Source organism: Azospirillum formosense, from assembly GCF_013340925.1.
GTDB lineage: Bacteria > Pseudomonadota > Alphaproteobacteria > Azospirillales > Azospirillaceae > Azospirillum > Azospirillum formosense.
Genome location: NZ_WHOR01000001.1, coordinates 17,067 through 38,944 on the forward strand (window position 1 = coordinate 17,067; position 21,878 = coordinate 38,944).

General features: G+C 69.3%; 22 protein-coding genes. 5 read left to right on the forward strand and 17 right to left on the reverse strand.

Features of this window, described 5'->3' with window-relative positions; genetic code table 11:
• Window positions 1-12: 12 nt before the first annotated feature.
• Together GBZ26_RS00090 and rpoZ are read right to left on the reverse strand one after the other, a co-directional pair.
• Entirely contained in the window at window positions 13-2,184 is a 2,172-nt protein-coding gene (locus tag GBZ26_RS00090) for a RelA/SpoT family protein (RefSeq protein ID WP_174437044.1), read from the reverse strand.
• A gap of 105 nt (window positions 2,185-2,289) precedes the next feature.
• Window positions 2,290-2,736 (reverse strand): DNA-directed RNA polymerase subunit omega, encoded by a 447-nt coding sequence (gene rpoZ / locus GBZ26_RS00095; RefSeq protein ID WP_035679203.1) that lies wholly within the window; start codon window positions 2,734-2,736, stop codon window positions 2,290-2,292.
• A 297-nt stretch (window positions 2,737-3,033) separates the two neighbouring features.
• On the opposite strand from rpoZ, the gene GBZ26_RS00100 reads away from it, so the two are divergent.
• On the forward strand, window positions 3,034-3,624 hold the full coding sequence (locus tag GBZ26_RS00100) for a LabA-like NYN domain-containing protein (protein ID WP_174437045.1): 591 nt from the start codon (window positions 3,034-3,036) through the stop codon (window positions 3,622-3,624).
• Between the two features lie 37 nt (window positions 3,625-3,661).
• On the opposite strand, the gene GBZ26_RS00105 is transcribed toward GBZ26_RS00100, so the two are convergent.
• Window positions 3,662-4,696 (reverse strand): esterase-like activity of phytase family protein, encoded by a 1,035-nt coding sequence (locus GBZ26_RS00105; protein WP_246653889.1) that lies wholly within the window; start codon window positions 4,694-4,696, stop codon window positions 3,662-3,664.
• A 232-nt stretch (window positions 4,697-4,928) separates the two neighbouring features.
• On the opposite strand from GBZ26_RS00105, the gene GBZ26_RS00110 reads away from it, so the two are divergent.
• On the forward strand, window positions 4,929-5,621 hold the full coding sequence (locus GBZ26_RS00110; RefSeq protein WP_137116284.1) for a sensor histidine kinase: 693 nt from the start codon (window positions 4,929-4,931) through the stop codon (window positions 5,619-5,621).
• Window positions 5,622-5,642: 21 nt separating this feature from the next.
• Here GBZ26_RS00110 and GBZ26_RS00115 read toward each other — a convergent pair whose 3' ends face one another.
• The 12 genes from GBZ26_RS00115 to GBZ26_RS00170 all read right to left on the reverse strand — a co-directional run bounded on the left by GBZ26_RS00115 (window position 5,643) and on the right by GBZ26_RS00170 (window position 18,330).
• The gene (locus GBZ26_RS00115) at window positions 5,643-6,062 is read right to left on the reverse strand and encodes a NifB/NifX family molybdenum-iron cluster-binding protein (protein WP_174437046.1); all 420 of its coding nucleotides are present in this window, start codon (window positions 6,060-6,062) and stop codon (window positions 5,643-5,645) included.
• A gap of 78 nt (window positions 6,063-6,140) precedes the next feature.
• Window positions 6,141-6,674, reverse strand: coding sequence for a MarR family transcriptional regulator (locus tag GBZ26_RS00120; protein ID WP_174437047.1), 534 nt, complete (start codon window positions 6,672-6,674; stop codon window positions 6,141-6,143).
• A 175-nt stretch (window positions 6,675-6,849) separates the two neighbouring features.
• Window positions 6,850-7,719, reverse strand: coding sequence for a DUF2076 domain-containing protein (locus GBZ26_RS00125; protein WP_174437048.1), 870 nt, complete (start codon window positions 7,717-7,719; stop codon window positions 6,850-6,852).
• A gap of 92 nt (window positions 7,720-7,811) precedes the next feature.
• Window positions 7,812-10,229, reverse strand: coding sequence for an endopeptidase La (gene lon / locus GBZ26_RS00130; protein WP_211104503.1), 2,418 nt, complete (start codon window positions 10,227-10,229; stop codon window positions 7,812-7,814).
• A 10-nt stretch (window positions 10,230-10,239) separates the two neighbouring features.
• Complete coding sequence (locus GBZ26_RS00135) at window positions 10,240-10,644, reverse strand: Hsp20/alpha crystallin family protein (protein WP_174437049.1); 405 nt, start codon at window positions 10,642-10,644, stop codon at window positions 10,240-10,242.
• Between the two features lie 33 nt (window positions 10,645-10,677).
• Window positions 10,678-10,869, reverse strand: a complete 192-nt coding sequence (locus tag GBZ26_RS00140) for a DUF2934 domain-containing protein (protein ID WP_174437050.1) — start codon at window positions 10,867-10,869, stop codon at window positions 10,678-10,680.
• Between the two features lie 167 nt (window positions 10,870-11,036).
• The gene (locus GBZ26_RS00145) at window positions 11,037-11,288 is read right to left on the reverse strand and encodes a hypothetical protein (protein ID WP_014198724.1); all 252 of its coding nucleotides are present in this window, start codon (window positions 11,286-11,288) and stop codon (window positions 11,037-11,039) included.
• Between the two features lie 92 nt (window positions 11,289-11,380).
• Window positions 11,381-12,208 (reverse strand): universal stress protein, encoded by an 828-nt coding sequence (locus tag GBZ26_RS00150; protein WP_174437051.1) that lies wholly within the window; start codon window positions 12,206-12,208, stop codon window positions 11,381-11,383.
• Between the two features lie 129 nt (window positions 12,209-12,337).
• Window positions 12,338-14,167, reverse strand: a complete 1,830-nt coding sequence (locus GBZ26_RS00155; protein ID WP_174437052.1) for an autotransporter domain-containing protein — start codon at window positions 14,165-14,167, stop codon at window positions 12,338-12,340.
• Between the two features lie 219 nt (window positions 14,168-14,386).
• Window positions 14,387-14,977 carry a cytochrome b gene (locus GBZ26_RS00160; protein ID WP_174437053.1) on the reverse strand — a complete coding sequence of 197 codons (591 nt, stop codon included), beginning with the start codon at window positions 14,975-14,977 and terminating at the stop codon, window positions 14,387-14,389.
• Window positions 14,978-15,180: 203 nt separating this feature from the next.
• A complete protein-coding gene (locus GBZ26_RS00165) occupies window positions 15,181-17,154 on the reverse strand; it encodes a PP2C family protein-serine/threonine phosphatase (RefSeq protein ID WP_174437054.1) in 1,974 nt (657 codons plus the stop codon).
• 156 nt (window positions 17,155-17,310) lie between these two features.
• Entirely contained in the window at window positions 17,311-18,330 is a 1,020-nt protein-coding gene (locus tag GBZ26_RS00170; protein ID WP_174437055.1) for a zinc metalloprotease HtpX, read from the reverse strand.
• Window positions 18,331-18,563: 233 nt separating this feature from the next.
• Between GBZ26_RS00170 and GBZ26_RS00175 the strand changes: the two genes are divergently transcribed.
• Complete coding sequence (locus GBZ26_RS00175; RefSeq protein WP_174437056.1) at window positions 18,564-19,475, forward strand: DnaJ C-terminal domain-containing protein; 912 nt, start codon at window positions 18,564-18,566, stop codon at window positions 19,473-19,475.
• Between the two features lies 1 nt (window position 19,476).
• Window positions 19,477-19,845: a chaperone modulator CbpM gene (locus tag GBZ26_RS00180; RefSeq protein WP_119507132.1), complete on the forward strand. Its 369-nt coding sequence runs from the start codon at window positions 19,477-19,479 to the stop codon at window positions 19,843-19,845.
• A gap of 2 nt (window positions 19,846-19,847) precedes the next feature.
• Here the strand turns inward: GBZ26_RS00180 and GBZ26_RS00185 are convergent, their stop codons facing one another.
• On the reverse strand, window positions 19,848-20,039 hold the full coding sequence (locus tag GBZ26_RS00185) for a hypothetical protein (RefSeq protein WP_014198714.1): 192 nt from the start codon (window positions 20,037-20,039) through the stop codon (window positions 19,848-19,850).
• Window positions 20,040-20,375: 336 nt separating this feature from the next.
• Window positions 20,376-21,305, reverse strand: a complete 930-nt coding sequence (locus tag GBZ26_RS00190) for an NAD(P)/FAD-dependent oxidoreductase (protein ID WP_174437057.1) — start codon at window positions 21,303-21,305, stop codon at window positions 20,376-20,378.
• Between the two features lie 176 nt (window positions 21,306-21,481).
• Here GBZ26_RS00190 and GBZ26_RS00195 point away from each other — a divergent pair, with 176 nt between their 5' ends.
• On the forward strand, window positions 21,482-21,871 hold the full coding sequence (locus GBZ26_RS00195; RefSeq protein ID WP_174437058.1) for an Hpt domain-containing protein: 390 nt from the start codon (window positions 21,482-21,484) through the stop codon (window positions 21,869-21,871).
• The last annotated feature ends 7 nt before the right edge of the window (window positions 21,872-21,878 follow it).

A 21,878-nucleotide genomic window follows, 5' to 3' on the forward strand; every position in this document is an offset into this window, starting at 1 on the left:
TGATGGGCACGCTCAACGCCCGCGGGCGCGCTCCACCGCGTTGATGGCGGGTGTGGCACGCAGGGCCGCCATGATGTTGGTCAGATGCTTGGCGTCCTTCACGTCGATGTCGATCAGCAGCTCGAAGAAGTCGGTGTTGCGGCTCGTGATCTTCAGGTTCGTGATGTTGCCGCCGTTCTTGCCGATGACCGTGGACAACGTGCCGAGCGAGCCCGGCTCGTTGTTGACCACCAGCGAGATGCGCCCGACATGCTCCTCCGGGCTGTCCGGTCCGATGTCCCAGGCGACGTCGATCCAGCGCTCCGGCGACTCGTGAAAGCTTTCGAGCGTTTCGCAGTCGATGGTGTGGATGGTCACGCCCTTGCCAGTGGTCACGATGCCGACGATGCGGTCGCCCGGCAGCGGGTGGCAGCAGCGGGCGTAGTGGACCGCCATGCCGGGGATCAGGCCACGGATCGGCAGCGGCGCGTTGTTGCCCTTCGCCTTCGGCTTGGGCTTCGGCACCGTGATGGAGTTCTTGTCGTCGCCTTCCTTGGGCGTCGCCACATGCGGCTTGTGGCCAGGGAAGACGGCATGGAAGACCTCGCGGCCCGAATGCAGGCCGGACCCGACGCTGGCCAGAAGGTCGTCGGCGCTCGGCTGCTGGAAGATCTTGACGACACCGTCCAGCGCCTTTTCCGAGAACTCGTAGCCTTCCGACTTGAATTGGCGCTGCAGGATGGCCCGGCCCAGCTCGATGTACTGGGTGCGCTGCTGGGTGCGCAGGAACTTGCGGATGCGCGCCCGCGCCTTGCCGGTGACGACGAATCGTTCCCAGCCCGGAACCGGGGTCTGGGCCTTGGAAGTGATGATGTCGACCTGATCGCCGTTCTGCAGCTGCGTGCGCAGCGGCAGCATCCGCCCGTTGATCTTGGCGCCAACGCAGTGGTCGCCGACCTCGGAATGGACGGCGTAGGCGAAGTCCACCGGGGTCGCCCCGCGCGGCAGCGCGATCAGGTCGCCCTTTGGTGTGAAGCAGAAGACCTGGTCCTGGAACAACTCCAGCTTGGTGTGCTCCAGGAACTCCTCGGGCTTCTGGGCGTGCTCCAGGATGTCGAGAAGCTCACGCAGCCAGCGGTACTCGCGCCCCTGCTGGGTGCGTTGCTCGCCCTGCTTGTAGGCCCAATGGGCGGCGACGCCGAGCTCGCAGATCTCGTGCATGTCGCTGGTGCGGATCTGCACCTCGATGCGGTTGCGCTCCGGACCGATCACCCCGGTGTGGAGCGAGCGGTAGCCGTTGGGCTTGGGCGTCGAGATGTAGTCCTTGAAGCGCCCCGGGACGACCGGGTAGTGGGCGTGGATGACGCCCAGCGCCTGATAGCATTCCGGCACCGTGTCCACCATGATCCGGAAGGCCATGATGTCCGACAGTTGCTCGAAGCTGACATTCTTGCGCTGCAGCTTGCGCCAGATCGAATAGGCGGTCTTCTCGCGTCCGGTGACCGCGGCGTTGGGCAGCCCCTCTTCCGCCAGCGTGCCGCGGAGTTCCTGGATGATCCGCTGGACCCGGTTCTCGCCCTCGGAGCGCAGGCGGGAAAGCTGGGCCAGGATGCTGTCCCGGGCGTCCGGATTCAGCTCCGCGAAGGAGAGATCCTCCAACTCGTCCTTGACCTGATGCATGCCGATGCGCTCGGCGAGCGGCGCGTAGATCTCGATCGTTTCACGCGCGATGCGCTTGCGCTTGTCCGGGTTCTTCAGATGGAACAGCGTGCGCATGTTGTGCAGCCGGTCGGCCAGCTTGACCAGGAGGACACGGATGTCCTCCGACATCGCCAGCACCAGCTTGCGGAAATTCTCGGCCTGCTTGGCCTGCTCGCTGTGCAGTTCCAGGCGCGACAGCTTGGTCACGCCGTCGACCAGACGGGCGATCTCCTTGCCGAAGTGCTTCTCGATGTCCTCCAGCGTGGCGACCGTGTCCTCGACCGTGTCGTGCAGCAGCGCCGTCGCGATGGTCCCGGCGTCCAGCTTGAGCTGGGTGAGGATGCCGGCGACTTCCAACGGGTGGAGGAAGTAGGGATCACCCGAGGCGCGGGTCTGCGACCCGTGCGCCTTCATGGAAAAGACGTAGGCGCGGTTGAGCAACTCCTCGTCCGCCGAGGGGTCGTACGCCTTGACGCGTTCGACAAGCTCATATTGCCGGATCATGCCACCCGACCCGGCGCAGTGTGCGCCATAAAGTTTCGCAAACGATTGGTTCGTGGACGGAAAGGGGGCCGATCGACCCCCACAGCCGGTCGCTGTCGCTCAGCGTCAGAGATCCCCGTCCGCATCGCGGCCGACAACGTCGTCCTCGGTCTCGCCGAAGGCCGCCGCCGGGTCGCTCTCCATGTCGGACAGCAGGTCATCGCCTTCGCCGACTTCCTCCGCTTCGCTCATCCCGTCCTCGTCCTCCAGCGACGTGTCGCCGCGGGCGGCCCAGTCGTGCTCGCCGGCCATCAGTTCGACGATCTCCTCCTCGGGCTCGTCCGGCTCGACGTGCTTCTGGTGGCCCTTGATCAGGGCGTTCTTCAGATGCTCCAGCATCACCGTCTCATCGGCGATCTCACGCAGGGCAACGACCGGGTTCTTGTCGTTGTCGCGGTCGATCGACAGCGGGGCGCCGGACGCGATCTCACGCGCGCGCTGGGCCGCCATCATAACCAGTTCAAACCGGTTCGGAACCTTGAGGACGCAATCTTCGACGGTAACGCGAGCCATACCAAACCAACTCCGGGATCTGCGAAGGCATCCGAATATATTGATGCGTTCGCGCCTGCGCAAGCGCTTCGAGCCTTGTCGGGTCCGCCCGCCGTACCCCGCCCGCGGCGCGCCCATGCCAGCACTCCCCCTTGCTCGCGCGAAGACGACCTCCTACTTTACTTATCTGGTGAATCGCAATTTCGCGTATGCCTGGCATATAATTCAATCCATCGTGGAAGGATTACGGAATTGGATCGGAATACGACTTTGCCGAAAGATGTTACGAAGCTCTTTTATAAGGAAGAGCGTCTGGCGATGTTCATCGACGGCGCCAATTTGTACGCAGCCGCCCGGTCCCTGGGCTTCGATATCGACTATAAGCGTCTTCGCGACGGCTTCGCCTCCGAAGGGCGACTGGTGCGGGCCTTCTATTACACCGCGTTGGTGGAGGATCAGGAGTATTCGCCGATCCGCCCGCTGGTCGACTGGCTTGACTACAACGGCTACACCATGGTGACCAAGCCGACCAAGGAGTTCACCGACGCCTCGGGCCGGCGCAAGATCAAGGGCAACATGGACATTGAGCTGGCCATCGACGTCATGGAGATGGCCGAGCGGGTGGACCACATCCTGCTCTTCTCCGGCGACGGCGATTTCCGCCGGCTGGTGGAGGCGGTGCAGCGCAAGGGCGTGCGGGTCAGCGTCATCAGCACCGTGCGCTCCCAGCCGCCGATGGTCGCCGACGAACTGCGCCGTCAGGCCGACAACTTCATCGAGCTTCAGGACCTTGCCCCCAGCATCGCCCGTGTCCATCATCACCGCGAGTCGATGGGGAACCCGAGCGCTCCGGGCGCTCCGGGCGCTCCGGACATGCCCGGCCAAGGCGGCCCCTACGCCAATTTCTGATCGGCACCGCTCTCCGCGGGCGGGGCGCGTTTTCCGGTCAGCGCCCCGCAACGGTGGGCTTCAGAGCATTCGCCGGAAGTTGGAACATCATCAGATAGGTCCGCTGAAGCGGGCTGCGGTTGTCGTCAGAGACAATGTAGAGCAACAGGTCGCCGTCCGGGCCGGGCCGCACCGCCAACCCTTCGAAATTGTCGGTCGGCAACGGCGGCTCCAGCCGAGCCAGTTCGACTCCATCCATCGTTGCGCCGCCGCGCAGCGAGTCGGAGGACACGTGAACGATGCGTGCCGCCCAACCACCCAGCAGGGACACCCGCCGTTCCAGCACCAGCACCCCACCGTCGGGCAGGGGCGCCGCCGCCGTGGGGCGGAAGCGCGGCGCGGCGCGGTAGGTCAGCGGCAGCCAGTCGCCGCGCGACGTTGGGTCGGCAGGGGCGATCCAGGCGTGGCGTTCCCGAACGCCGTCGTCATCCCCCTCCTCGATGGCCAGGAGGCGGCCGTCCGGCAGCGCGGCCAGAGCCTCGACCCCACCGTTCGACGGAGCCTTCTCCAGGCCTAGCGGCGTCGGAAGCTTCCGCGGCTTTCCCTCGGGCCGGTCGGCCCCGTCGTAACGGAGGATGCGGTGATTGCGTTCGAACGGCACCAGCCAGCCGCCGTCCGGAAGACGGATGAGGTCTTCCGAGTCATTGAGCCGACCGCGGTAATCCGGGTCCCTGTCGATCACCAGAGGGCGGACATCATAATGTCCGGCACCGGCCAGATGCCCCTGAGCGTCGTAGGACAGCCGGCCCGTGACGCTTTTGCCGTTGTCGGACAAGGCGACGAAACGGTCGCCCGAGTCGCTGACCCACAGGCCGGACAGGCCCCCGACACCCGCCCCATCGGGCAGACGGAGGGCGCCACGAAATGGCAGCGCACCGACCTCCGCAAGGGCCGGACGGTCCGGGTCCAGGGCTATCGGAACGGAGGGCACGGCCGGCCTGCCGTTACCGGCCACCGCGGCGCAGCCGCCGGCCACGGCCAGCAGAGCGCAAAAGGGAATCACCAAGCTTCTCAAACGCATGGCGGCACTCATGCCACGTCGGGGCGGCTGGGGGAACGCATTTTCCGGCTTGCCCCGCCTGCCCGTGATACCGACCCTTCGTCCTCCCGGCTCATAAGCCCCTCCTCTCCGTCCGAACGTGAACGAACGAATTGGCTATGCGCAGAGGGTTACTTCCTCAGAACCAACTCGGGAGTGGGTTCAAGCGCATAAATTGTTCTGAACCTAAGTAAAACGTTGCCCAGCCTCAGCCGAGAATTGCGTGATGCCCAATCCCCTCCGGTTCCAGCCGGTCGCCCTGCCTGCTGATCGCCCCGCCACCGGTTCGGGAGCGCCGGAGGACCCAATTGCGGAACGCATCCGCGAGTTGGAAGCCGAACTGCGCGAGCTTCAGCACCGGGCCAAGAACAGCCTTCAGCTGGTCATCAGCCTGCTGAAGCTGCAGACGGGCCGCATCCGCGACCCGGACGCCCGCGCCGCCTACGAACAAACGCTGGTCCGCATCGAAGCGCTGGCGATTCTCTATCGCCAGCTCCACGAGTCGGGCACCGGCACCCATGTGAATCTGGGCCGTTACATCGAATCCCTTGCCGATGCGGTGAAGCATGGAACGCCCGGCGGCCTCGCCAACGTGCCCATCGAGGTGAAGAGCGACCCCATCCAGATCGGCCTGTACGAGGCCATGCCTCTGGGCCTGATCACCGCGGAGCTGATCACCAACAGCCTGCACCACGCCTTTCCGGAGCAGGGCTGGATCCGCGTGTCGGTGACGCAGGAGAACAACGGGCGCGCCCGCCTGATCGTCGAGGACAACGGGCGCGCCCTGCCCGCCGGCTTCGACACGACGGCGGAGGACGGGCTGATGCTGGCCGAGGCGCTGGCCGCCCAGCTCGGCGACACGCTGAACACGGAAAGCGACGCCGCCGGCACCACCGCCAGCGTGTCTTTCCCTGTGTGACGACTCGGGCCGCTTGACGAATCAGGCCGGCGGCCCGTGGCGCTCCTGCGGGGCGTCACCAAGGTCGTGGTCGTGATGGCCGTGGTCGTGATGCTCGTGGGGATGCTCGGGCAGCGGCGCCGTCTTAACGGTTCCGGCGAACCAGTCACGGATCGCCTGTACCGGGTCGGTCTCCAGCGTGGTCACCGGCTCTATGCCGCGGCGCTTCATGTGGTCGATGAAGCCCTGGCCGGAGGAGCCGGTGATGACGACCCGCACTGCGTCGATGGGATGCGGGCGCCCGTCGCCGGCGAGGTGAAGCACCTCATCCTCCGCCAGTTCGATCCGCGTGACCTCGACGGGGTCGCCGCCCACCTCGGCCTCGAAGACCAGGAAGCGGCGGGTGCGTCCGCCATGGGTGGCGATGCTGCGGTAATCCTGCGTGCCGACGGCGAACTTCATCCCACTTCCCCCATAAAGCCCAGCGGCCTTACCGTGGCACGGCGTACCGCCGCGCACAGTGAGGGAGGTCAATGCGCGTCAGAGGATTTCCGTTTCGTCGGAGCGGATGACGTCCGTCCACTTGCGCTCCAGGCGGCGCAGCGTGCGGTAGGTGACCTCGAAGTCCTGGCTGTCGCCGTCGCTGCGGATCAGACCGTCGGAATGGACGGACGCCATATGGCGCAGCCGTTCGCACAGCTCCAGCCCCCTCGCCGACAGCTTCAGCCGGGCGGCGCGCTTGTCGCGCGGCGAGGCGGAGCGGTCCACATAGCCGCTGTCCACCAGCTGCTTCAGGTTGTAGGAGGCGTTGGAACCGAGGTAGTAGCCGCGCTCGATCAGGTCGCGCACACTGATCTCTCCGTTGGAGATGTTCAGCAGCATCATCACCTGCACCGGGCTGATGTCGTCGATGCCGATGCGGGACAGCTCGATTCGCAGAACGTCGAGGAACCGGCGGTGCATCCGTTCGATGATCCGCGCCACCTCATGGTACATCTGGGTGGCGGACACCTTGCGCTCAGCGTCGCTGCGCTCGGCGTCTTCGGTCGGCTGGGGCTGAACGAGCGTCGTCATGGGCCTCGGTTCTGCGTGGGGATCGGGGGAGCACGGCCTTCCTTGCCCGACGCACCGTAGGGACCTAACTGTTTAATTTATATTAACTGTGATGGCGGCACGAAGGCGCACCGGCCCTTTCCCAAAGGTTGGCACGCCTTCGCCAAAGATTGGATAAGGCAAGGACTGGATAAGGTCAGATCCAGCTGTCGTCTCCACCGCCATCGCCGCCGCCGCCATCGCCGCCGCCATCGTCGAACGAGGAATCGTCGGTCTGGTAGTCGACGTTCTGGAGGTTGTTGTCCTCCGGCGGGAAGCCCTGGTCCGCGCCCTGGTCGGCGGAGTCGCCGTAGTAATTGTTGATGATCGTCTCGCCATGGCTGGCCGTCTGGCCCGCCGCCGCGGCGGCCTCACCGAACGGACCCGGCGAATGGCTGAGCATCGAGGAGATGGCGCTGGCCGCCAGCATGCCACCAGCCACGCCGGCCGCGGTCTGGGCGGCCCCGCTCAGGAACCCGCCGCCGCGCGGCGCGTAGCCCTGCGGGCCGAAGCCGGGCTGCGGCGCGTAACCGGGCTGGGGCGGAAAGGCAGGCTGGCCATAACCGGGTTGCCCGCCACCTTGCGGAGCGGCGCCCCACGGGCTGCGCGACGGCGCCCCGGGCGACTGCATCGGCGGCTGCATCGGGTTGTAGGCCGGCCCCTGGGGCGACGGGGGCATCGGCGCAGGCCGCGGCTCAGCCGCACGGCTTCCCCCACCGGCCCACGGGCTGCGCCCCAGGCCGAGCGCGTTGGACAGGAAGCTGCCGCCGGACGGCTGGGTCTGGGTCTGCTGGGCGCGGGACTGCGCCTCCCTCACCTGCCGCTCCAGATCCTCGATGCGCTGCTGGGCGGCGGTCAGCGCCTGCTGCTGCACCAGGACCGACTGCGCCATGTAGTAGGCGGCGGCGGGCTGGCCCTGGATCATCTGCTGGATGAAGCGTTCCGCCTCCGGATCGCGGGGCTGGTTCTCCACCTCGCGCAGGTGCGTGAACAGATCGGAAAGGAGGGTGCGTTCCTCGGGCGTCATGATCGTCTCCTGTGCGCGCTCCGTGCGGGCGCGCCATTGATGTGGCGCACCGCACCCCCGGTGCGCAAGGGTCCCGGCCCCTGCGGAGAACGCTACCCGGCCTTGCGCTCCGCCCCCGCCTCTGAGGTCTCCGACACCAGGGCGGCGCGGACGGCGTCGTCCACCCGCTCCAGCCAGACGAAGCTCAGCCGCTCACGCACCGCCGCGGGAATGTCGTCGAAATCCTTGCGGTTGCGGGCGGGCAGCATCACCGTCTTCAGGCCGGCACGCTGGGCGGCCACCACCTTCTCACGGATGCCGCCGACCGGCAGAACCAGCCCGCGCAGGCTGATCTCCCCGGTCATCGCCGTGTCGGAGCGGATGCAGCGCCCGGACAGCAACGACACCAGGGCCGTGAAGATCGCCACCCCGGCGGACGGCCCGTCCTTCGGAATGGCGCCCGCCGGCACGTGGATGTGGATGTCGTAGCGGTCGAGCCCCTCCGGGTCGAGGCCGAGGTCCTTCACCCGCGACTTGACGAGGCTGAGGGCGGCCTGGGCGCTCTCCTTCATCACCTCGCCGAGCTGGCCGGTCAGGATCAGCCGGCCCGAGCCGGAAAAGCGGCTGGCCTCGATGAACAGGATGTCGCCGCCGACCGGCGTCCAGGCGAGGCCGGTCGCCACGCCGGGCACGCTGGTGCGCATCGCCACGTCGTTCTCGAAGCGCGGCGGCCCGAGGATCGCCGTCAGGTCCGGCGGCTCGACCCGCATCCGCTCGACCTCGCCCTCGGCGATGCGCACGGCGGCGTAGCGCCCGACCGCGCCGATCAGCCGTTCCAGCTGGCGGTTCCCCGCCTCCCGCGTGTGGTCGCGGATGATGGCGCGCAGGGTGTCGTCCGGGATCTCCAGTTGCTCCGCCGTCAGCCCGTTGGCGGCGAGCTGGCGGGCCAGCAAGTAGCGCTTGGCGATCTCCAGCTTCTCATCTTCCGTGTAGCCGGACAGTTCGATCACCTCCATGCGATCGCGCAGCGGGCCGGGGATGGTGTCCAGCATGTTGGCGGTGGCGATGAACATCACCTTCGACAGGTCGAAGGGCACGCCCAGGTAATGGTCGCGGAAGGTCGCGTTCTGCTCCGGGTCCAGCACCTCCAGCAGGGCGGCCGAGGGGTCGCCGTGGAAGCCCTGCCCCAGCTTGTCCATCTCGTCCAGCATCAGCACGCAGTCGCGCGTCCCGGCCTTGCGGATGGCCTGGACGATGGTGCCGGGAAGCGCGCCGACATAGGTGCGGCGATGGCCGCGGATCTCGCTCTCGTCATGGACGCCGCCCAGCGAGACGCGGGCGAAGGCCCGCCCGGTCGCCCGCGCGATGCTCTGGCCGAGCGAGGTCTTGCCCACCCCCGGCGGACCGACGAAGCACAGGATGGGGCTGCGCCCCTCCGGGTTCAGCTTGCGCACCGCGAGGAATTCCAGGATGCGGCGCTTGACCTTCTCCAGCCCGTAATGGTCCTCGTCGAGGATGCGGCGGGCCTCGGCGATGTCGATGCGGGATTCGGAACGGCGGTCCCACGGCATCTCGATCAGCCAGTCCAGATAGCTGCGCACCATTGAATATTCCGCCGCCGCCTCCGGCATGCGCTCCAGCCGGCGCAGCTCCTTTTCGGCGTGCTCGCGGACGTCGGGCGGCATACCGGCCTTGGCGATGGCGTCCTGAAGCTCGCCGATCTCGGCCTGCCGGCCCTCGTCGGCCTCGCCCAGTTCCTTCTGGATGGCGCGCAGCTGCTCGCGCAGCAGATATTCGCGCTGCCGCTCGTCCATCGCCTCGCGGGTGCGCTCGCGGAGGTCGCGCGACAGCCGCAGCACCTCGATCCGCCGGGCGAGCAGGCCGCCGACCTTGTCGAGCCGGTCCGGCAGGTCGAACGTCTCCAGCACCTCCTGCTTCTCGGCGGGTTTCAGGTCCATGTAGCTGGCGGTCATGTCAGCCAGCTCGCCGGGGCTCTCCAGCGCCTGGACGGCGGCAAGCAGCTCCTGCGGGGCCTGGGGCAGCAGTTGCAGCGCCTCCACCGCCTCGTTGCGCAGGTTCAGGAAGCGGGCCATGACCTCCGGCGTGGCGGTGTCGCTTTCCTCCACCATCTCCACACGCGCGGCCATGAAGGGATGGCCGGGCACCCATTCGACGATGCGGAAGCGCTGCTGCCCCTGGCACACCAGATGATGCGAGCCGTCGGGCGTGGTGACGTAGCGCAGGATGCTGGCGGTCGTGCCGACGCGGTGCATGTCGGCGCCGGTCGGGTCCTCCACCGCTTCGTCGCGCTGGAGCAGGATGCCGACCGGCCGTTCGGTGCGGGCCGCCTCCTGCGCCGCGGCGACCGAGCGCGCCCGCCCGACCGTCACCGGCAGCACCACCCCGGGAAACTGCACGAGGTTGCGCACCGGGATGACCGGGATCACATCCTCCGGCAACCCGGAGGCGGGCGTCGAGGCGGGTGGCGTCTGGGGGGGCGGCGTCGCTTCGGCAGCGTGCTCATCAGTCATTGGACGTCCTTCATCCCATCTTGTCGAGCGTCAGCACGAGGCAGCCCGCCGACAGCTCACGCCGCCCCATGCGGAAGGCCCCGGCGGGCAGCTCGATCCGCCGCTCGAAGCGGCCGTGGGGAATCTCAAGCCGGTGAATGATCCCGTCGCAGCCCAGCGGCAGAGTCCGTTCGCCGGCAACCACCAGAACGCCGTCCTCGACGGCGACGTGAAGCTCCTCCGCGCCGACGCCGGGAAGGGCGACGACGATGGTCACCGAATCTTCCGTCTCATAGACGTCGATGGGCGGGGTCCAGCAGGCACGGCGGCCGGGAGGGGCCGGACGGAAGAACTGGCGGTGCAGCCGCTCGGCGCGGTCCAGCAGTTCGACGGCCTCCGACCACATGAAGGAAGCGGGATCACGGCGGGGCGGCATGGCGTCTCCTTGGAGGAATGGCTGTGATGGACGTCAGATGCCGGCGCCCGAATCCGCAGAGGATCGGGCGAGGTCGCGCGGTTCGGACCCCTTCTCCTTCGCCCGCTCGTCCTCTTCCTGGAGTTCGCGGCAGGCCCGTTCCCAATGCTCGGCGCGGCGGCCTTCGGGGCGCCCTTCCCGCTCCCAGATCTCGTAGGCACGGTGGCGGATGCGGTGTTCGTCCATCGCGGCGTTCCCCTCCTTCCCGCCCCGGCCGCAGGCATGGCCCATCCGGCCGCAAGAACCGGGGCTCCTTCGTCCCTTCAGCAACGGCGGGGAATCGCAGGCGTTCCGCCGACCTTGCGGACATCAGACGGAAGAAAGGGCCGATGGCCCCTTTCGGGGTTGGGGCTTTAGAGCCGGTCCGGCCCGTCCGTGGGGTCCGGACGGCCCGCCGCCTCATCGTGGCCGCTGCGGTTGCTGAGGAAGACCAGGGCCATCAGCCCGATGGCGACGGCGCTGGTCAGCACGGCGCCGCCCACCAGGGCGAGCAGACCCGGCAGGCTGAGGCCGAACAGGTCGAATCCCGTCGCCGCCCAGGCGGCGAACAGCGCCGCCAGGACGATGACGGGACAGGCGATCAGGAAGACGCGGAGCCAGGACATGCACGCTCTCCAGCCGGTGCCGGGAAGCCTCTACATGGCCGCCCGGCACGGCGGAGGAAAGCCCGCCGCCTGTTTCCGTCAACCGGACGGCGTCAGTGGGACAGCAGCAGCGGCACCGGGCAGGTGCGCAGGACATGGCGCGTCCCGCCGCCGCGGTGCAGGAAGGGGAAACCGTAATGGCCGTGCGCGCCCATCACCAGCAGATCGGCCCCGGAGTCGATGCTGCGGGCGAGAAGCGCGTCCATGGCGCCGATGTCGGTCACCGTGAAATGGGTCTGGTCTGCCGTCACGCCGTGGAGGGCCAGATGGTCGAGCAGGCCGATGCGCTGCGGCTCCGACCCGGCGGGCGGGGCGGCCTGGGTCAGAACGGTGATGACCGTGACCTCGTCGGCGGCCTGGAGGAAGGGCATGGCGTCGGACAGGGCGCGGGCGGCCTCGCGCTCGGCGTTCCAGGCGACGGCGACGCGCTTGCCGATCACCGGGAAGGTGCCGGCGAAGGGCAGCACCAGCACCGGGCGACCGGAGTTCAGCACTACCTGCTCGTTCAGCTCCTCCGGCGCCACGCCGTCGGAGGGGGCGCTGCGGTCGAACTGGCCCAGCACCGTCAGGTCGGCGAAGCGCGACCAGATGATGACCTCGCGGATGACGTGGTTGTGCTCGCCGTGGGTCAGGCCGTGCCATTGCCCCTGCAGGCCGGATGCCTGGAGCTTGTCGCGGAACATCGCCTCGCTGCGGGCGGCGGCCTGTTCCAGATGATCGCTGGAGCGGCGGGCGATGACGCTGGTGGCGCTGCGGTCCGGCTGGGCGAACAGGCCGCGCAGGAAGGCGCCGCTGGTCTTCGCCAGCGCGATCGCCGCATCGAGGCGGGTTTCCACCTGCGGGCCGGAATCGAGATGCACGAGGATGTGCTTGTAGGCCATGAAACTCCTCCCGTTGTTCTTGTTCGGGCGGGCGTGCCCGGGGGCGACGCACCGGTTCCGATTGTTCCTCCTGCCGCTCCGCAACGCCAGCAGGAAAAAGCCTTCCGGAAGGATGGAATAGGCGATTCCTCAGAAGCTCATCCGCAAGCGGGCGGTGAAGGCATGGTTGTGGCCGTCCGCCCCCGACAGTTCGCCGCGGTAACCCACCGTGGCGCCGACCGCCTGCCAGAGTTGGGCCGACAGGCCGGCGCCGATCACCAGGGAGTCGCGGCCGTCGCCACTGGGGCTCACGCTGTTGGCGGCCCCGCCGGGCAGGCGGACGGTGACGGTGCGCGCGTCCTCGGCGAACTGGTGCTCCCAGGCGATGCCCAGGCTGGGCTGAAGCACCGTCCGCCCGATCTCCACGACGGTGGAGGCCTCGGCCCCGACGCTGCTCTCCAGCGATTCGGCGCTCTGCCGCTCGACGCCGAGCGACAGCAGGCCGGCGCCGCTCTCCTGATAGCCGTCGATCCGCGTGTGGATGTAGCGCAGGCCCAGCCGCGGACCCAGCGCCACCGGCCCGAGCTGCGCGGTGTAGCCCCCGGCGACCGACAGGGCGTAGGTCCGCCCGTCCGTCTCCGCCGAGGCGTTGGGGAACGGCGCGAAGCCGGTGGTCCGGTCGATGTCGCCGTAGCGGTCGAAGGAGACGCTGCCCGCCACGGCCAGTTGGAAGCCCCGAGCCTCGGTCACCGCGTGCAGACCGATGATGGTGCTGGTCATGTCCAGCGTGCCCGCCCCCTCGTCCAGCCGGGCGCGGCCACGCGACCCGCCGACCGACAGCCCGACCCGCGAGGCCGGCCCGACCGGCAGTTCGGCGCCGACGCCGCCCGACTGGGTGTTGAAGCGGAAGCCCTGGCGCTCCGCCGTGCCGCCGAGACGGCCCCAGGCGGCGTCGCCGATCAGGAAGGCCCTCAGCTCCCCGTTGCCGAGCGGCGCCTCCACCCGCGTCGCGGCGGGGCCGGCGATGGAGCCGAGCAGCGCGCGGTGCCAGCTCCGCGCCGACTCGAAGGCCAGTTCCGGCTGCATCGCCACCGTCTCCGCCGCGTCGTTCAGCGCGAGCAGGGCGCCCTGCATGTATTGCGCGATCAACAGATGAGCGGCGCGGGTCGGGTGGATCTCGTCCCAATAGACGGTCTGGTCGGCCTGCGCCTCGCTCCCGCAGGCGCCGGTCGGCGCGTTGTCCGACAGGCAGGGCGTCACGGCGTTGGTGAAGCCGTAGGCCGTCGGGTTGGCCGCCACCGCGCGGTACAGCGCGTTGACGTCGGCCACCACGACGGTGACTCCCAGCCGCTTCTCCACGTCGGCCATCGCCTGCGACAGCAACGTGTTGTGGGAGGCGGTGACGGCGTTCAGCAGGGCGGCGCGGTCGGAACTGCGGGTGTCCGGGATGGTGCCGAGGTCCGGCAGGTTCGGCACCAGGAAGGTCTTCCCACCGAGCGCCGCCAGGCGCTCCACCGTGGTGACGATGTTGCCGACCGTCTGGGTGACGAGGCCCGACGGGTCCGACCCGGCCGAGACGCGGTTGAAATAGTCGTTGCCGCCCGCCCACACCGCGAACAGCCCGCCGCCGGTGCCGCTCGGTCGGCTGAGCAGGAACTGCCCGACCTGTCCCTGGATGCCGGGAACGCCGGTCTGCGACAGCGTGCCCGTCTCGGCACCGCCATAGGCGAAGTTGGTCTTCTGCTCGGGCTGGCTGCCGATCAGCGGGGCCAGCCGCTCGACCCAGACGGGGCCGTTGGAGAAACGCCCGTCGTAATAGGGCGGGCTCTGCGGAATGGCACCGCGCGTCAGCTCATAGACCCGGCCGGTGTCGGACAGGCTGTCGCCGAAGACGAACACCCGGTCGAACGGCACCGCCCCGGCGGGCGCCGACACCAGCAACGCGGCTCCCGCCGCCATACGAATCGCCTTACCCGTCACCGCCTCACCTCCCCCGCTGGACAGCCGGAAAACAGGAGCGGTGCGTCAAAGCGGGGGGCGGTACCGCCATTGCGTCGGGAAGAGAAGCCGCTTGGGCGGGTTCATCAGACCATGGGGGACCCGAGCATGGGTCCATCCATGGAGGAGGCAGGACCTCACCACTCGGCGGGCGGCGCCCAGCGGCACTCCGGTGCCGGCGCTGCCCGCCCTTTTCTCAGTTCAGCGGTTCCTCCGGGGAAGCATGCGGCTCAAGGTCCCGTCCTTCAAGACATACTGGTGGACCAGGGCCGCCGCCGCGTGCAGGCCGGCCAGCACGATGATGGCAGTGCCAAGGAACTCGTGGGCCTCCTCCAGCGTGTGGCCGAAGCCCTTGTCCTCACCGACCAGCGCGGGCAACGTGAACAGGCCGAAGACGGAGACGGGATGGCCGTTGGCCTGGGTCATCAGCACGCCGACCAGCGGCACCGCGATCATCAGGGCGTAGAGCGCCAGATGCCCGGCTTTCGCGGCCAGAAGGAGCAGCGGCGCGGTGTCGGCGGGCATCGGCGGCGGCGGGCTGACGGCGCGCCAGACCATGCGCAGCGCCACCAGGGCCAGCACGAGGACGCCAAGCGAACGGTGGAGGTCCATCAGGGCGGTTCGCTCCGGCCCGCGGGGCACCAGCCCACGCCCCTGGGCGATGGCGAAGGCCACGAGGATCAGCAGGGCGACGCTCCAGTGCAGGAGCAGCATCACCCCGTCGTAGCGGGTCTTGACGGGGCGGGTCTTGACGGGCGGCCGGGCGGCGGCCTCGGAATACGCGTTGGACATCGGACATCCCCTCATCGGCAGAAACAGGCAAGTCCTGCCGATCCTGTCCGGGGGCGACTGAACCGAAGCTGAACGGCGGAACCCAGGACAGACATGGGGACGCAGGACGGGTCTGCGCCGTGGTCGCACGGATGACCCGGCCCGCCAGCCGGGCCACCACCATCAGAGAGAAAGGCCGCGATGCCGGCTCTGACCAGCCCGCGTCACGCCGTCGCTTCGGACTCCGGCGCCAGTTCGGACGCGGGCAGCAGGCGGCGGACGGTCAGGCAGACGATGTCGCCGGTCTGCCCGTCCGGACCGACATGGGCCTCCACCGCGCGCAGCAGCAGTTCGGAGCGGTCGCGCGCCGACAGGCCGCGGCCCTGGTGCAGGACGGCGGCCAGACGCTCCTCCCCGAACGGCTCGCGGTGGGCGTTCACCGCCCGCAGCACGCCCTCGGTGCACAGGAACAGCGTGTCCTCCTGCTCCAGCCGGGTCACCGCCTCGCCGTAGGGGATGCCCTTGCGCACGCCCAGCGCCGGGCCGCCGGCGTCGGCCAGGGTCAGGACGCTGCCGTCCGCCCGGATGCGGCAGGGCGCGCGGTTGCCGGCGCTGGAATGGCTGAGCATCCCGGTTTCACGGTCGTAGAGGGCGACGAAGGCGGTGGCGAAGCCGTCGAAGGGGCTCTGCCCGCACAGCCGGTCGTTGGCCGCCGCCAGGATGGCCGCGGGGGTCATGCCGGGCCGGGCCGCCGCCTCGCGGATCGCGCCGCGCACCAGCAGCATCAGGAAGGCCGCCGGCACGCCCCAGCCGGACACCCCGGCCACCACCAGCAGGCAATGGCGCTCGTCCAGCTCGATCACGTCGTAAAAGTCGCCGCTGACCGCCGGACCGGGGACCAGCAGGCCGAAGAACTGGCTGTCGCGCCCGGCGGGGAGCTGCTGCGGCAGCAGATTCGCCTGCACGTCGCGGGCGGCGCGCTGCTCCTCCTCGATCAGGTGTTCGGCGGCGGCCAGCTTCTCCGTGCGGGTCTCCAGCTCGGCCGTGCGCATCAGAAGCTGGGCGTCCAGCGTCTCCTCGCGGTAGGACGCCTCCAGCGCCATGCTGCGGAAGACACGGGCAAGGCGGCCCATCTCGTCGTTGCGCTCCATCGCCTCGTTCAGGGTGAAGGGGTTGAAGCGCCCGGCCTCGACGGCGGCGACGGCCTCGCCCAGCCGCTCGATCGGAGCCATCTGGCTGCGCGCGAAGCGGACGGCGCCGTAGACGCCCGCCGCCAGGACGAGCAGCCCGACCAGCACGCCGATCTTCACATGACGGCCGACCACCGAGGAGAGGTCCTCCGCCGGCAGGCGGACCACCGCGATCCCTGCTCCCTGCCCAGCCACCGCCGGCACCGGGGCGAAGGCGGTCAGCCGGTCTCCCTCACGCAGCAGGCCGGTCTCGCCGGCGGCGGCCGCGGCCTTCGCCGCCTCGACCGCCCGCTCCGACAGCGGCCCGGCGCTGGGACCGGTGGCGTGCACGGCAAGACGCCCGTCGCGCTCCAGCAGCCAAGCGCCCTCCACCGTGCCGCCGGCCAGCAGGGAGGCCATCACGCCGTCCACCCCGGCCCGGCGGGCGATGTCGCCCAGCCGGCGCACGTCGGCGCCGACCTGGACGATGCGCGGCTTGTCGACGCCGGCCACGCCGGCGAACTTCATCAGCTTGCCGCCTTCGGTGGCGGCGTCGGTCACCACCTTCTCCGGCGCGCGGTTCAGCAGGCCGTAATAGGGCGCCTGGCGCGGCTGCGCACGGGCGTCGGGACCGAACGTGATGTCGGGGCCGGGGATGTTGTGCAGATAGGCGCGGCCCCGGTTGTCGGTGACCCAGATCTCGTCCGGCCCGCCACCGTCCGCGACGGCCTTCAGCCGGTCGGTCACCGCCTTGACCGGCGCCTTGCCCGCCTCCATCACCGCCACAAGGTGGGCGGCGAGCGTCGCCTCCGACAACAGCCGGTCAGCCAGCAGCGCCTCCACGTCGCGCGGGACCTCGCGCGCCAGCGTGGCGGAGCGGGCCAGCAAGGTCGCCGCACCGCGGCCGTCCGCTTCCACCCGCGACTGGATCGCCGAATGGGTCGTCCAGGCCAGCAGGATCGTGACCAGCGCCACCGCCAGCGTCACCAGCCCGGAGATCAGGAGGACCAAACGCCCTTGAAAGGTCATGGAGGGGACCCGCCTTCTGTAGCCAACCGACCGCCGCGGGCGCTCCGCCGTCCCTGGACAAGCCTGGGATTTGGGAAAATTGCCCGACCGCGCCCGTCGGTTCTACCCAGCCGGGCAGCGCGAGTCCAGGAGAGGCGGACGCCGGCCTTGTAACCTTCAGTACCAGTAGCCGCCGATCCGGTAGCGCGGGCGCCGCAGCGCCGCCGGCATGGCGAGGTGCGGCCGGGCATGAAGGGGGTGGCCGTGCAGAGGGTAGGCGTCGAGCCCCGGCAGGACCGGCGGCGGGGTGCGCAGCGCCATCAGGCGGCGCACGCGCTCCTCGGTGTCCGGGTGGGTGCGCAACAGGGACGGGATGTTCTGCGCACGGCGGCGGCCGGGAAAACGCAGCCCCTCCCACGGGCTGTGCTGAAGCCGCTCGATCCGGGCAAGCGCCGAGGCCACGCCCTCCGGGTCGCCGGTCAGGTGGGCGGCGTCGAGGTCGGCGTCGAATTCCCGGGTGCGCGACAGGGCGAGTTGCAGAAGCACGCCGATCCAGGGTGCGGCGATAAGCAGCAGCACCAGCAGCCAGGGAACCGCCTCCTGCCGCATCATCAGCAGAGGCAGGTTGAGAATCAGCAGGGCCATGCCGAAGACCGACATCAGCCGGGTCAGGCTGGTCACCGTGTCGGCCAGCCCCATCACGGTCAGGTCGTTGTTGCGCACGTGGCTGACCTCGTGGGCCAGCACGCCGGCCAGCTCCCGCAGGCTGAGCGCGCGCAGCAGCCCGTCGGTGACCGCGATGGCCGACCGGCGGCGGCTGCCCACGGCGAAGGCGTTCAGCGCCGGGCTGGCGACGTACCACAGCTCCGGCACCGCGGGCAGGTCCGCCCGGCGGGCGATGGCGGCCAGCGCGTCGAACAGGACCGGGGCCTCCGCATAGGTCAGGCGGCGGGCGCCGAACATGCCCAGCACCATGCGCGGCGACAGGCGCGGGCTGAACAGCAGGCTGATGGCGCCGCCAAGCAGCGCCCACAGCACCCCCTCAACCCCCGCCAGGATCATCCCACACAACGCCAGCAGCAGCACCATGCCGCCGAGCAGGAGGAGGGATTGCAACACGTTCGCGATCTTGTGGCGCCGCCTCAGGTCGGCGACGGCCTGATCGGTGGGCATGAAGGACCGAGGCATGTGCGGCATGACGGGGGCTCCCTCCCTGACCATCTCCCTTTGGAACCGTTCAACCGGAGCCAAGTCCGGCCCGCTTCATATTGGCGCGCGCTGTTCCTTCGTCATCCCGGCCGCAAGCACAGGCGACGTGCGTTGCACGGAAGGGCACCCCTCTTGATTTGCGGGGGAGCGTCGAACACATACACGTCGAACGTGCTCACCCGTCAGCCGCTGACCCCCGCTTTTCAATCACGGTCATCGCCATGAGCAATCCTTACGAGATTCTGGGCGTATCCCCCACCGCTTCGGACGACGAGATCCGCAAGGCCTACCGAAAGCTGGCCAAGAAGCACCACCCCGACCTCAATCCCGGCAAGGCGGAAGCCGAGCAGCGCTTCAAGGACATCAGCGCCGCCTACAGCCTGCTGTCGGATGCCGACAAGCGCGCCCGCTTCGACCGCGGGGAGATCGACGCCTCCGGCCAGGAACGGCCGCAGCGCCAGTATTACCGCGACTTCGCCGAAGGCCCGGCGGGCGCCCGCTACGCCCACGCCGAGGGCTTCGCGTCGGACGATCTGGAGCACATCTTCTCCGACCTGTTCGGCGGGCGCGGCTTCGCCCGCGGCGGCGGCGCCATGCCGATGAAGGGCGGCAACCTCGGCATGTCGCTGACCGTCGATTTCCTGGCGGCGGCCAAGGGCGGCAAGCGTCGCGTCACCATGCCGGACGGGAAGACGCTGGACATCGACCTGCCCGCCGGGCTGGAGGATGGCGGCACCATCCGCCTGAAGGGCCAGGGCCTGCCCGGCAGCAACGGCGGTCCGCCCGGCGACGCGCTGGTGACCGTCAAGGTCACGCCCCACCCGTGGTTCCGCCGCGACGGCGACGACATCCAGCTCGACCTGCCGGTGACGCTGGGCGAGGCGGTGCTGGGCGGCAAGGTGCGCGTGCCGACCATAGACGGGCCGGTGATGCTGACCGTTCCAAAGGGGGCGAACAACGGCACGCGGCTGCGGTTGAAAAGCAAGGGCCTTCCCGGAGCGAACGGCGCGCGCGGCGACCAGTATGTGACGCTGCGCATCGCCCTGCCCGACGCGCCCGACCCGGCGCTGGAGGCGTTCGTCCGGGATTGGAAAACCGACCACAACCCGAGACGGGACATGGAGGCCGCGTGAGATGGACCGGAACGACATGGACCAGCACGGCGCGGGATGGCGGACCGAGGAGGTGCTGGCCACCTGCCGGCGCGTCTCCTCCGCCCAGCTGACGGTGTGGGTGGAGCGGCACTGGCTGAGGCCGCGGCACGAAGGGACCGGTTTCGTCTTCAGCGCAGCGGACATGGCCCGGCTGGAACTGATCTGCGATCTGCGGGAGGATCTGGCGCTCGACGACGAGGCGATGCCGGTCGTGCTGTCGCTGCTGGACACCGTCTACGGGCTGCGGCGTCGCCTGCGCGTGTTGGCCGAAGCCATCGGCGATCTGCCGCCGGAAGCCCGCTATCTCCTGCAGGACGAGCTGCGGAAGCGGGAGGAAAAGGAGGAGTAAGGTCAGCTCCGGACGCCGAAGGCCCGGCCGCTCAGCGCGATGTCCTGGTTGAAGCCTTCGGCGACCCGGTCGTTGCCGCCGGACTGCATGCACAGCGTCACGTTGATGGCGCTGAGGATGGCGTGGTCGATCTGCTCCGGCTTGGCGTTGTGGCGTTTGATGGCTTGAAGCGCGCGGGTCACGGATTGGGCCATGGAGCAGGTTCCGTTCGTTCTGGCAGGCTGCCCGGGTTGATCGGCGGGTTGGTCGATGACGTCATCATGACGCCCCTTCGCTCGTCCCGCTGTGCGCCGGGCCACACCCAGCCGCACGGACCGCCTTTCGCAATGGCGAAAGTCCTAAAGCCCAAATTCTTAATCAGGTGTAAACGTCCGGCCGAGCCCAAAAGGCATAACCCTTTATGCCTTTCCTGGAAGCTCCATCAAACCAAGAGCATAGCTTGGTCCATCGGATTGGTATTACCGCTCATTAATATCAAATGCGACATTTTGCCCGGCGCCGCTGACCACCCGACGGGGAGGCGTCACCCCTCAGAGGTCCCCGTCCTCTGCCAGGAGTCGGCGATGGATGGCGGTGGCGGCGATCGCGGCCTGTCCCATGGCGACCGAAATCTGGTTCAGGCCCTCCACGATGTCGCCCGCGGCGTAGAGCCCCTCGATCCCGGTCTGCTGGTGCTCGTCGGTGACCAGCCGTTCGCTCGGCCCGATGCGCACGCCCAGCCCCTTCACCGTCTCGTTGCGCGGGTGGCAACCCAGGGCGGAATACAGCGTGTCGAAGGTCAGCCGCTCGCCGGACGCCGTGGTCAGGGCGGCAATCCGCCCGCCCTCCGTGTGGATTTCCACCACCGGCTCCTCGACGGCGCGCAGCCCGGCCTCGGCCATGCGGCTCTCCTCCGCCTCCTCCAGATTCATCGGTTCGCCCAGCGTCAGGACGGTGATGTCGCGGGAATAGGTGCGCAGGAACAGCGCCTCCCCCAAAGCCCCGGTGCCGTGGCCGATGACGCCGATGCGGTGGCCGGTCACCTCGAACCCGTCGCAGATCGGGCAATGGCGGACCAGTCCCCGCTGCACCGCCTGATACAGGTTGGGCAGCTCCGGTTCGCGGTCGATCACGCCGGTCGCGGCCAGCACGGTGCGGGCGCGGAACAGCCGCCCGTCCTCCGTCCTCACGCGGTAGCCATCGTCGCCCCGCTCCACCGCCGTCACCGTTCCCGGCACGATCCGGGCGCCGTAGCGCTCCGCCTGGGCGCGCATGCGGGCCAGCAGCTCGTCGCCGGTCACCCCGTCGGGAAAGCCCGCATGGTTGTGGGACAGCGGAATCCAGGAGGCGCGGCTGGCCCCGGAATCCACCACCAGGAAGCGGCGGCGGTAGCGCGCCAGATAGATCGCCGCGGTCAGCCCGGCCGGTCCGCCGCCGACGATCAGGGTGTCCAGACGCTGTTCCTCGGGTGCGGCGGTCATCGCTCGGGCCTTCCAGCATCGTTGCGAACGTTGGGGAACAAGCGGCGCGTTCCACGGTTCCGTGACCGGATGCTGCGGCGCCGAAGCGTCCATTCGCCGCGCCGGCCTCGGCTTGACCGGGTTGAGTTGCCACACGCACTGTACGGCCATGCCGTGTCCTGCCGGGAGCCGCCGCCGTGCCCCAGCCGCCGTCCAGCCCATCCGAACCGCCACCGGCCAACGCGACGCCGTGTGACCGTGAGACCCTCGACGTGGAGCCGATGCTGCGCAACTTCGGTGGTCCTGGCCCCACCGTCACCATGCTCTACGCCCTGTTCCTGGAGAACACGGACGAGTTGTCGCGCATTCTGAAAGAGCGATTGGCGCTCGGCGACCTGAATGGCGTCCGGCTGGCCGCCCACTCGGCGGCGGGGGCCGCCCGCACCGCCGGGGCGGGGCGTGTCGCCGACCTGTTCGGCTCGGTGGAGGATGCGGCCCTGCGCGGCGACGCGGCGGTGGTGCGGCGGGACGCGGCGGCCCTCGACCGCGCCCTGGCCGACGTGAAAATTTTGATCGCACGCATTTGAGTTTCTT